The organism is Paenibacillus hexagrammi, from assembly GCF_021513275.1.
Taxonomy (GTDB): domain Bacteria; phylum Bacillota; class Bacilli; order Paenibacillales; family NBRC-103111; genus Paenibacillus_E; species Paenibacillus_E hexagrammi.
The window spans coordinates 2366701-2378406 of sequence record NZ_CP090978.1; the positions used below are offsets into that span (position 1 = coordinate 2366701).

8 protein-coding genes and 1 pseudogene are annotated in these 11706 nt (G+C 48.2%); 7 read left to right on the top strand and 2 right to left on the bottom strand.

The features are described 5' to 3' along the window. Positions 1-76: 76 nt before the first annotated feature. The 7 genes and pseudogenes from L0M14_RS10445 (at position 77) to L0M14_RS10475 (ending at position 9875) form a co-directional block, all read left to right on the top strand. On the top strand, positions 77-1933 hold the full coding sequence (locus L0M14_RS10445; RefSeq protein ID WP_235122042.1) for an Ig-like domain-containing protein: 1857 nt from the start codon (positions 77-79) through the stop codon (positions 1931-1933). After that, the gene (locus L0M14_RS10450; protein ID WP_235122043.1) at positions 1923-3278 is read left to right on the top strand and encodes a family 43 glycosylhydrolase; all 1356 of its coding nucleotides are present in this window, start codon (positions 1923-1925) and stop codon (positions 3276-3278) included. The genes L0M14_RS10445 and L0M14_RS10450 overlap by 11 nt, the downstream gene beginning before the upstream one ends. 80 nt (positions 3279-3358) lie before the next feature. Then, complete coding sequence (locus L0M14_RS10455; RefSeq protein ID WP_235122044.1) at positions 3359-5608, top strand: Ig-like domain-containing protein; 2250 nt, start codon at positions 3359-3361, stop codon at positions 5606-5608. A 260-nt stretch (positions 5609-5868) separates the two neighbouring features. Then, positions 5869-7479 carry a response regulator gene (locus L0M14_RS10460; RefSeq protein WP_235122045.1) on the top strand — a complete coding sequence of 537 codons (1611 nt, stop codon included), beginning with the start codon at positions 5869-5871 and terminating at the stop codon, positions 7477-7479. A gap of 9 nt (positions 7480-7488) precedes the next feature. Continuing rightward, positions 7489-8679 (top strand): PDC sensor domain-containing protein, encoded by a 1191-nt coding sequence (locus L0M14_RS10465; RefSeq protein ID WP_235122046.1) that lies wholly within the window; start codon positions 7489-7491, stop codon positions 8677-8679. Between the two features lie 46 nt (positions 8680-8725). After that, the gene (locus L0M14_RS10470; protein ID WP_235122047.1) at positions 8726-9343 is read left to right on the top strand and encodes a sensor histidine kinase; all 618 of its coding nucleotides are present in this window, start codon (positions 8726-8728) and stop codon (positions 9341-9343) included. A gap of 179 nt (positions 9344-9522) precedes the next feature. Further along, positions 9523-9875 (top strand): annotated as a pseudogene (locus L0M14_RS10475) (globin domain-containing protein). A 160-nt stretch (positions 9876-10035) separates the two neighbouring features. Here L0M14_RS10475 and L0M14_RS10480 read toward each other — a convergent pair. Then, a complete protein-coding gene (locus L0M14_RS10480) occupies positions 10036-10464 on the bottom strand; it encodes an LptM family lipoprotein (protein WP_235122048.1) in 429 nt (142 codons plus the stop codon). A 28-nt stretch (positions 10465-10492) separates the two neighbouring features. Continuing rightward, positions 10493-11425, bottom strand: a complete 933-nt coding sequence (locus L0M14_RS10485; protein ID WP_235122049.1) for a peptidylprolyl isomerase — start codon at positions 11423-11425, stop codon at positions 10493-10495. Between the last annotated feature and the right edge of the window lie 281 nt (positions 11426-11706).

The window sequence follows — 11706 nt, forward strand, 5'->3', positions numbered from 1 at the left end:
AATCATCAGGGGGGCGGCATATGTTGACCCCCCTGATTTCTTGTGTCGATGAACAATGATAGTAGGAGGAAGAATCATGCTGTTTAAATCGAGAGGCGTACGGCAGAAGAAACCATCATCGTTTAACAACTCCCTTACCGTCACTGCTGCGGCACTAACCTTATTATGTTCGGTTCAACCTGTCGTCTTGCCCGGGTATGCAAGTACGGATACAGGGGAAGCATCAACCTTAGTATCTTCAAGCTCTGTATCTGCTCCTACCGACGAAGTGAATTTGGCTTCTTCAGCTACCCCCAGCACTTCCTATGTCTCATCCTGGGAGAAGCTTAGCGCGATTCAGGACGGCTACGATCCGACAAGCTCAACAGATAAAGCCGGAGGCGCATACGGCAACTGGAACCACAGCTCAGCAACTGAATGGGTGGAGTATGATTGGCCGACTCCGGTAAATATCAACCGATCGGACGTCTACTGGTGGACTGACAATGGAGGTATCTTGGCCCCGACGGCCAGTAAGCTTCAATATTGGGACGGCGCAGCATTTGTAGACGTTCCCGCGGCCGTGGGTAACGGAGTTGCTCTTGATACCTACAATACGACGACGTTTCTTCCTGTTACCACAACGAAGCTGCGAATGACAATAACCAGAGGGGCGCAGTGGACCGGCATTCTGGAATGGAAAGTGTACGCAACGCCTACAGCTAATGTGAAGAAGACAAAAGTCAGCACGCTTCACGGCAAACAGCCTGAACTGCCTGCCAAGGTTACAAGGGTTCTCGTCGACGGTACCCTCATGGAGTCGAATGTACAATGGGATTCCATTACATCTAGCCAATTGGAGAATCCGGGAAGCTTCACGGTAACCGGAGATGTAGAAGGAACGAATGTGAAAGCCGAAGCAGACGTATATGTTCGAGCTTCGGATGAGGTAACATTGACCGGTATTTCGGAAGAACAAATCGAAACTTATGTCGGGAAACCTCCTCAGCTGCCCGCAGCGATTGAAGCTTTATACAGCGACGGTTCCGTGGATAATATCACCAATCAGGTCACCTGGGAAACCTATGACCCAGAGCTGCTAAAGCAGCCGAGGCAATTTACAATCACAGGTACGGTCGAAGGGACTTCAATTCCTGCCAAAGCGACGATCACGGTCAAACCGACGTCCATTATTTCGATCGCGGCTGCGGACGTTTCAACTATTGCGGGGAATGCACCTGTACTGCCATCAAAGGTTACAGCCATTTATGATAACGGCACAACAGCATCCATAGATGTGGTATGGGAGGCGATGGACCCTGCCCAATACGCAAATGCGGGTACCTTCACCATGAAAGGAACCGTTGCGGGTACTTCCGTTGAAGCGAACGCGATCGTAACTGTTGCTCCGAAAACCATTGTCAGCTACCAGCCGTTCTCTACGGTGTACACCGTTACAGGTGTTGCACCTGTAATGCCCACATCCATCACGGCTGTTTATAATGATGGATCAACGGCGCAAGTTACGGGTGTGACCTGGCCGTCCATACCTGCATCCAATTATGCGGCAGAAGGCAGGTTTACAGTCAATAACCCTACGATCCCGGGGAGACCATCCGGAGTGGCACGTCCTTCGGCAACGGTAGCCGTCCGTTCGATTAACGCTCTGTACGATACCTATGTGAAGACGGAAGAGGGGAATGTTCCTCAGCTTCCTAACCAAATTAATGCTGTGCTGAGTGACGGGTCAACCGGCCTGCAGCGAGCAATTTGGGAAACGATGGAGCCTTCAAAATATGCGCAAGCCGGTGTGTTCACTGTTAACGGAACCGTAGCGGGAACCACACTCCCGGCTAAGGCGCATGTAACAGTCCTTACTGAGGGTGCAGCGATAACCGGCATTTCTCCCGCCGAGCTTTCGACTCAAAAAGGGCGCCGCTCCTATGCTGCCTGAAGCCGTCCCAGCCAGCTACAGCGACGGAACGAACGGATATGCGAGCGTAACGTGGGAGCAAGTGGATCCTTCGCAATACACAAATACAGGTAATTTTACCGTAGAAGGCACGGTTCCAGGCTTTGCTGATAAGGCAATCGCAAATGTGACCGTCATTGCGCCGCAAATCTCGAGCTACAAGCCTGTGACGACGATTACCACACCGCGTACGATGCCAATTTTGCCGGCAACCGTTACCGCTATTTATGGAAATGGAACCAGCGAAGCCATTCCTGTGGTTTGGGAGACGATCGCTTCTTCTCAATATGCACAGCCGGGCTCTTTTACAGTTAAGGGCGCCGTTGCGGGTTCAAGTCTGCCGGTAACAGCGAACATCTCCGTAACGGCACCGAATGTCTCAACTCGAATCGGGAACCCCTTACTGGCGAATATTTTTACAGCAGACCCGGGCGCCTTGACCTATCGAAATACGTTCTATATTTATGCCGGGCACGATGAGGCTCCGAAAACAGCAACAGATTTTCTGATGAACGATTGGCACATCTTGAGCTCGACGGATATGCAGCACTGGAACGACAACGGACCAGCCATGCGGTATGATGTATTTAGCTGGGCAACTGGTCAGGCTTATGCAGGTCAAACCATTGAAAAGAATGGCAAATGGTATTGGTACTGCCCGGTTGGTACGGCAAGCGGCTTTGCAATTGGCGTAGCAGTAGCCGACAGCCCTATGGGACCGTGGAAGGATGCAATCGGAACTTCGCTCATCAACAGCTCGACGGTTAATGGCAGCTCGCTCAACATTGATCCGACGATTTTCACGGATACCGATGGACAGTCCTACTTGTATTGGGGATCGTACAATTCAGTAAGAATGGTGAAGCTGAATGCAGATATGATCTCGTACAGCGGTTCCGTCATTACTCCGGTTGGTTTGACCCGATATTGGGAAGCGCCTTATTTGAACAAAATTGGCGATAAATATTATTTCTCCTACGCCGCCGGGGCAAATCCCGCTACGATTGATTATGCGATGAGCGACAGCCCAGCCGGACCCTGGACGTACAAGGGAACCATTAATGACGTGACAAGTTCACCGACCAATCATGATGCTATTCAATACTTTAGAGGCAACTATTATTTTGTCTATCATACCTCCGATGTTTCAGACGGGTTTGATTATCAGCGCAATGTGGCGGTTGATTTGATTACCGTGAACCCGGATGGCACTCTGAACAAGGTTGTTCAGACAAAAACAGGGCCGGACCTGCGGCCATTGACAATAATATCGCCTATTTCGCCTCCGCATCCACGTCTTACATCGATCCGAATGAGACCATTCTAGCGCTAAATGACGGATATGAGCCTGATACTTCCAAGGACCGCAGCAAAGACGTGTACGTAACAAAGAGGGGAACCCAATGGGTGGAGTACGATTTTGCCGATGAGCGCACGGTAGATTCCATGGATGTGTATTGGTATGAGGACGGCGTGAACGTGAAACCACCTGTTTCCTATAAACTGTCCTATTGGAACGGCAGTAACTTTGTTGAAGTACCAAACCCGAGCGGCTATGGACTGGCGACTAATCAATTTAATACAACGAAATTCGATATGGTCTCAACGAAGAAGCTGCGTTTGGAGGTCGTCGCCGACGGTTCGTCAGCCACTGGGATTGAAGAGTGGAAAGTGTATGATCCTAGGACGGTTTCGGGCATCCAAGGTCCTGTAAGTGTTCATACACCGGTAGGGACACGGGCACAGCTGCCGAACGTGCTCACAGCGAATACCGTTGACGGTGGAACGAAAGAAGTGCCGATTACCTGGGCATATATTCCGGATTCCCAGTATGTGTCACCCAGACAATTCACCGTGGAAGGGACAACCGCAGAATCGGACGCTAGAGTTCAGGCGACGATTATGGTAGATCCGGTAGAAGGCCAAGTGTATGTGAACGGTCTTACCGCCACCAAAGCGGTAACAACAGCCGGGCATGCGCCTGATCTGCCGTCAACGGTGAAAGCTTCCTACACGGACGGCTCTTACAAGGATGTTCATGTTACGTGGGAGACAGTGGATGCGGACCAATATAAATTGCCTGGACAGTTTACGGTCAAAGGTACGGCAGAGCAAACCGACTTGACAGCCTCCGTAACGGTCATTGTTACCTTAGATCCGGCTAAACCGAATCTTGCACTTAAGGCAGCCGCTTCTGCAACTCATGCACAGGGCGGTGCGAACATGTACAAATATATCAATGACGGTGTAGAACCCACCAGCTCCAGAGCGACGCCGAATTATAATAACTGGCCGAATTTTGGTACCGAAACGGCAGAATTGACGTGGAGTATACCGGTAACAGTGAACAAGATGGATGTGTACTGGTTCGCCGACGGTAATACAGGAGGCGTCAAAGCGCCGGTATCCAGCAAGGTTGAATATTGGAACGGCAGTGCCTACGTAGATGTACCTAATGCGGTTGGCAACGGACTCGCGCTGAATCAATACAATACAACGACCTTTGATGCGGTGACAACGACTAAACTTCGTCTTACCTTCTCTGGAACAGGCAAGGAAGCAACCGGTATGGAAGAGTGGAAGGTTTATGAGGCCAATCCGGTAGAAAGCGTTCCAACGATAAACGTCGAAACAGCAGCCAAAGCGGCACCGATTCTTCCTGCGACCGTCACTGCTCATTATATGGACGGCACCACGCAGGAGCTGGCTGTTACGTGGGATGAGTTGCAGCCGATTCAATATGCTGCGGCAGGCACTTTTACCGTGTTCGGCACGGTGCAAGGTACGGATCTACCGGCGCAAGCCGTTATCACGGTAACTAGAGATGCAGCCGCTTCCGGTCTTTTAACCGGACCGACCAGCGTTCGGAGCGGGAAGGAATTTGTTCTGACCCTAGCTCTACAAGATGTGACAGGGGAAGTGCTGGCACAGGATGCAACCGTAACCTTCGATACGTATCGTTTCGAATACGAAGGTGTGGATCAGAGTCTACTGAATGGGAATTTTGAACTTGTAGGTGAAAAAGCAGCCCCAGGCACCGTCAGACTTATCCTTGCCAACACGGGAGACCGAAGCGCAACTGTGAACGGAGATCTATTGAAGCTGCGCTTCCGTGCCAAAGACACTGCCGCCTCCGGTAGTGCGAACTTCGCAATATCGCAGCTAAGCATTGCGAACGCTAGCGGTGAAGAGACGGCTCTTGCGGGCTCGGGCGTCAGCATCATGGTGAATGCGATCGATACATCAGCTCTGCGAGCATTGATTGCAGAAGCACAAAGCGTATACGATGCATCGGTAGAAGGTAGTGAGGCAGGGCAGTACCCTGCAGGCACCAAAGCAGACCTGCAATCGGCTATTGACCGTGCAGCGGCGATTGCAGTAGCATCCGACTCTACTCAAGAGCAAATCACTCAGGCCATCACCGATTTGCAAGCAGCGCTCCAAACCTTCAAAGACTCCGTCAATCACACACGCCAAGGTGATATGAACGGCGACAGCCGAGTGAGCATCGGCGATTTGGCTATCGTCGCAGCCGCTTACGGCAAAACCGCTGCAGATTCGGATTGGGCGATTTATGCCAAATCAGATCTGAACAGCGATGGCAAGATCGATATCGAAGATTTGGCTGCACTCGCCAGATTCCTGTTTAAGGAGTAGCGGGAAGCGGAGGATGAACTTTGATCCGCTCTCGCACAGGTGAATCAAGTTAGCTCTGCTTGATCATCAAAGAAGGTGGACCTCGGTCCGCCCTCTTTGTGTTGAAATAATGCACCTTTCTAAAGATCGTACAGTTGCAATGTGAAAGCGCAATCATTATGATGAGATATACATCAGGGACCCGGCAAGATGTTGGATTGGAAAATACACCAATATGAAACGGATTCACCATTTTTTGATGGATCAGGGGGCGTAAGGTCATGTATCATGTTCTTCTAGTTGACGATGAGCCGAGACATCTGGCGGGGCTTTCCAGAATGCTTCAATCTCTCAGACCCGAATATGTCATTCGGACAGCTAAAAATGGAGTGGAAGCACTCGCGATATGTGAGCAAACGACGTTCCAGATCATAATTACTGATATTCAAATGCCTCTGAAGGACGGATTGGACTTTATCGGCAATCTACCGTACGAATCAGGTCCAAGGAAAGTGATTTTCTTAAGCGGTTATGGATATTTTGATTATGCGCAAAAAGCGATTGGGTTGGGCTCCTTTGAATATTTGCTCAAGCCGGTCGATATCGATAAATTCACCCAGGTGCTTGAACGAGCAGAGAGAAGTATCCAAGAAGAGCTGCTTGTGCAAGAGGAAATGGCGAATATGGAACGGCAGTTGAAACGCGTCGTCCCCGTATATCAGCAGAGCGTTATGAACAGATGGCTAAAGGGGGAACAACTTACGGCCACTCTTCAAGAGGTGGAAGAAATCGTCGGTTTTCGCGGGGCAGGCAGGGTCATGCTGATCGATATGCAAAGCACAGGAAGGTATAAGCTGAAAGTAGAGCCGATTGTTTTACAAATTCAGAAAGCATTAGAGAAGCTGACTGGCGGAGAGCATTCGTGCTGCTGCTGTATGATTGACAATCATGCGAACCAACTCATTATGGTTACGAATGCAGAGCTTTCTGAAAGTGATGGACAAAGACTGACTGCTGCCATGATCGACATAGAGAAGGATTTCGTTGACTCAGAACTGAGAATCACGGTCGGAATTAGCGATAAAGCGATTGATATCCTATCAGAAGGATCCCGCCTGCTAATCGAGGCGAAGCTTGCATGCGAAAGCCGATTTTACTTGCCTGGCCGGCGAGTGTATGCATTTAAACAATCGATGATGTTGTCCGATCATGCGCTGGTATTTGAGAGCAAAGATGCGGAGGCATTCATCGAACGGCTGCAAAAATGTGAAGATCCGGAGTTTCAACTGCCCGTCGAGCAGCTGTACGATCGTTTACTCGCGACGGGGCGGCCAATACGGGCTGTAATTATCTCGTATAGCACTCAGTTGTTGACAGAAGTGATCAATTCCATTGAATATCTGGGTCAAGAAGAGGTACGCAGCTGGCTTCTTGATGTCATGCAACGTGAAGTAAAGGATGTCCCGGATTTGGAGTGTCTGAAATCCAATGTCTCAGCGGTTCTTCTCCTCATTTCCAAGAAATTGCATGAAATGAAGCAAAAGCGCAAGGATGCGCTTATTTATCAATGCCTTGCTTACATCGATGAACATTATATGGAGGATTTGTCACTCGAATCGGTTGCTGCGATCATGCATTTCAGCCCGGGATATTTCAGCAATTATTTCAAAAACAAACTGACCATCAACTTCAGTCAATATTTAACCCAAGTCAGATTGACCAAAGCTAAGGAATTTCTTATGGATAGCAACGATAAAGTGTACCATATTGCGGCCAAATTGGGGTACCATGACGCTAAATATTTTAATCGCGTTTTCAAAAAAGAATTCGGGCTCACACCGGAGGAATATCGTACGATTGCAAGAAGCATGTCTCACGCCCGGGAGGTGTAGGCTGCCCTGATGAGATTCGTTCCTTCCTTCATTCGTCAAATTGTTCATAGATTCATGCGTCTGCGCTTCCGTACAAAAATGATTATATTTTATGTCATGCTGATTTCCATTCCATCCATTCTTACGGGATTTTTGCACTACAATACCAGCTTGGATATCATTTTGAACAATTCACGGGAAAGCATGAAGGAAATCGTGAAGAAAAATAACGAAATGATCGACATGATTTTACAGGGGATTGAAGAGAGGACCCTTTCACTGAATTCCGATCCTGATCTCTATGATGTGTTTGAACATTTAACGGACAGAAGCGACTACAACCTGGTCAAGATGGATAAGAGAGTCACCATGATCCTTAACAAATATTTTAGTCAAAATTCGGATCACTATTCGGCACAGCTGGTCACCAGCTATTACAGCTTTGGCGGCAGCGGCACACCTTATACCACGAATTCTCCTTTTTTCTCTGTTTCTCCAGAGGGCTTCCGTTCGTCCGACATTTACTCAAGAGTTGCTGAAAATAGAGGGAAATTCATTTGGATCCCGACTTATGACTATACAAAAACTTTTAACCAGTACCAGCTTCAAGGCCTGGATCCCAAGATCAAATTTATGTTTTCCGGAGCTAGGGTCATCAACAGTGCTCCGATCGTAGACGGAGTCATTCATCCGCTTGATCCATCCATAGAGCGTCCCGTGCTGCTCATCAATTTTACGGAGTCGTTTTACCGCGAAATTCTGAAATTCAGCACGCCTCTTCAAGGCTCCTACTTGTACGTCGTGTCAGACAAAGGGGATATCGTTTATCATCCGGATACGTCCAAATTAGCAACAATCGACACCAACGGATACCTGGAGGATAGTTTTCAAAATAAAAGCGGTACGATGATCAAGGAAATCAACGGGGAGAAGATGCTAATTTGCTTTGAAACGTCAAAGGTGACGGGGTGGAAAACCGTTTCGGTGGTTCCTTATAAGCAATTGGTTGGAGAATTACCCATGTTTCGGTCCATGGAACTTTTCGTGGCTGCAGGATTAACCATATTGGCTATGCTGGCAGCTTACATTTTCTCAGGGTGGATGACGAAACCGATTAAAAAGCTAATTGTTGCGACCCATATCACGGGCAATGGCGACTTTACGACTAAGATTCCCGAGCAGGCCGACTTTGAATTCGGCATTTTGATCAAAAAAATTTAATCAAATGAACGAGAAGATTCAAGACCTGATCAGGGAGAATTATGAAGTGACACTTCGGGAAAAGGAAGCCGAGATTATGGCGCTCAATCTTCAGCTGAACCCGCATTTTTTGTACAATACGCTCAACATCATCAATTGGATGGCGATCGAGAAGGATCAAAAAGCGATCAGCCGCATGATTGTTAGTCTCTCCACGATGCTGCAATATACAGTCAATAACAAGCAGGAGATTGTCCGGCTCAAGGACGATCTGGAATGGTTGAAAGGCTACACGCATATTATGGAGATTCGATTTGAGGGCATCTTTCGGTTTCGTTTCGAAGTGGACGATCTCCCGGGAGATTGCAAGGTGCCGAAGCTATTTCTTCAGCCGATCATAGAGAATGCCATCATTCACGGCTTTGATCACGAGCAGAAGGAAGGGATTATCATTATTCGCGGAGAGATCGACGGAAATGATCTCGTGTTCAAGGTCATTGACAATGGCAAGGGTATGCGCAGCGACAAGGTAGCCGGGCTGCTAAGTCCGCACTCCAAGGGAATCGGGATTAAGAACGTGGAACAGAGGATCATAATTCTATATGGCAGCAATTATCGATTGCATATTCAGTCCAGAGAAGGTATTGGAACCGAGGTAACCGTAAGAATCCCGCTTCAGTATTAACAATCCCGCTGCCATTGTTGCACAGGAGGTGCGGTTTATGGGACGACAAGACGTCGTGATTGGACGATTTATACAAATATTAATGTGATGCACATCACACTCCTATGACCGGATTTCGTGTAAACTGAAGTAGAATTGAATGGGTTAGGGAGGTCTATGATATGGAAATGTATGAATATATGGGAGGAGAAGCCACGATAAGAAAAATTGTGGAGATCTTTTATCCAAAGGTATTAGCGGATCCTGTGCTTGCCCCTATCTTTCCTGACGATATGGCTCCGCTAATGAGGAAGCAGTATCAATTTTTAACGCAGTTTTTGGAGGACCGCCTTTGTACTCGGAAGAACACGGCAATCCTATGATGCGAGCGCGGCATGCGCCTTTTCCGATTACGCAAGAGCGAGCGGACGCTTGGCTGGCGTGTATGAAGAGCACGCTGGAGGAGGTCATCCCTTCGACAGAAACCCGTGCAATTGTTCTTGATCGGTTGAAGGGCCCGGCCAACTTTTTCGTAAATACAGCAGAAGCTTAACCAATGTTTCATGAAGAGAGCAGGCCTTCGCATCTTACTAAGTGGAGATGCGAGGGCCTGCTTATTCATGCATGGGGATTAGTGCTGATCACTCAGATTGAGTCGTAGCTACCAGTCTCAGACATAGTGTTGCAAAATGCGGGAATTGTATCAGTTACCATCAGTTGGAAGGAGGAGACATAACATTATGCGGACCCGTTTTTTCTACGGTGTCGGCTATAATGCGCGGTACGGATAGTTTGATGCCGAACGTATTTTCTCCTGTGAATTCATCCTTCACTTTTCCTACCACATGGATATAGTCGCCATTCCCCACATCCAGGCTCGGATTTTCGAAAGCGATGATCACGCTTTTTCCATAATTAACGGGGTCCGCGTAGACTTGGAGATAGACCATTTTCTCCAACCTTTGAGGTGTGGCAAACACTGCTCCGTATATCTCTACCGGGCTTCCTTTGTATTTCTTCACATCATGGAGCATATCGTCAAATTGCTGGCTTGTTAAGGGGGTCTGAGGACCCTCTTTTCCACAGCCTAGCAAAGAAACTGCGAGCAGCATGCTGAGTGCTATGCTTCGAATTCTCCTCACTGTGTCTCCTCCTAATCCTACCTATGATTTAGGGTTGAAGCTGCATCAGCTGGATCGTTGCTTCGGAACGAAGCTTTTCCAAATAAGGCCCAGCCAGATTATGCACTTGTGCATCGATTAATTCGTTGCGCAGCTCTTCTTTGCGTTCGTCAAAAGTCGGTGTTGAACCCAATCTCCGATCCGTCACTTTGATAATATGAAACCCCTGCGTTGTTTCGACAATTCCACTAATCTGACCTGGTTCAAGAGCGAATGCGGCCTCTTCAAACTTGGTATCCAAATAACCGCGCGGGAAGTAGTCAAGATCACCGCCGGAATTCTTGGTGCCGGTATCAATTGATTTCTCCTTTGCCAGTACAGCAAAGTCAGCTCCAGCTTGCAGCTGAGAGAGGATGGCTTCGGCATCCTGCCTTGTTTTCACGAGTATATGAGAAGCCCTTATCATCTCCGGTGAAGCGATAAGCGCTTTATTTTGATCGTAATAGACCTTGACCTGATCATCACTAACAGCTGTCTGCGGACCAAGAATCTTGCGAAGCAGCAGCTGCGTATGGATTTGCTCCCGCAGGGTTGATTCCGTAAATCCGTCCTGGGACAGCTTTGTTCGATATTCCTCAGGGGAATTGTATTCCCGCCTAATCTTACTAAGATCCTTATCGATATCCTCTTCGGTTACGACAATGCCTAGCTGATCCGCTTGCTGCTGCAGAAGCGTCTCGGTAATGAGCTGTTCAAGGGCCTGCTTCCCGGCCAGACTGACAAGCGTTTGGTACAGCTGATCTCTACTGAGGGAGGAGCCATTCACGATGGCAACCGTATTGCTCGCGGCTGGGGTTTCGGGAATGGTTCTGCGGGCATCTCCCAAGGAGGATAGTAGGACAAGCAGTATGAACAGGATTAAAGCAACACTCATCCACAACAGACTGGCCCTGCTATATGTTCGAATGGCTAATAATTTCAAGGCAATCAACTCCTTTCCTGTACAAAATATAACAAACGAAATCAGCAAAACAAAGGTGAAATTTATTCACTTCATAGGATCGGAATGTCAAAAAATAACGAACTTTTATGCACGGTAACGCTGATAAGGACATCTGGCATAGTAAGAATTTCTACTTTTTCTCTAATGAAATTGAATTGTAAACACAGCGAGCTGCAACTATATTTAAGCTTGTATCTGATAGGCTATTCGATCCCGGGAAGAATCTGCCGATCAGCTGCTGCAAGCCTGGAACGATGACA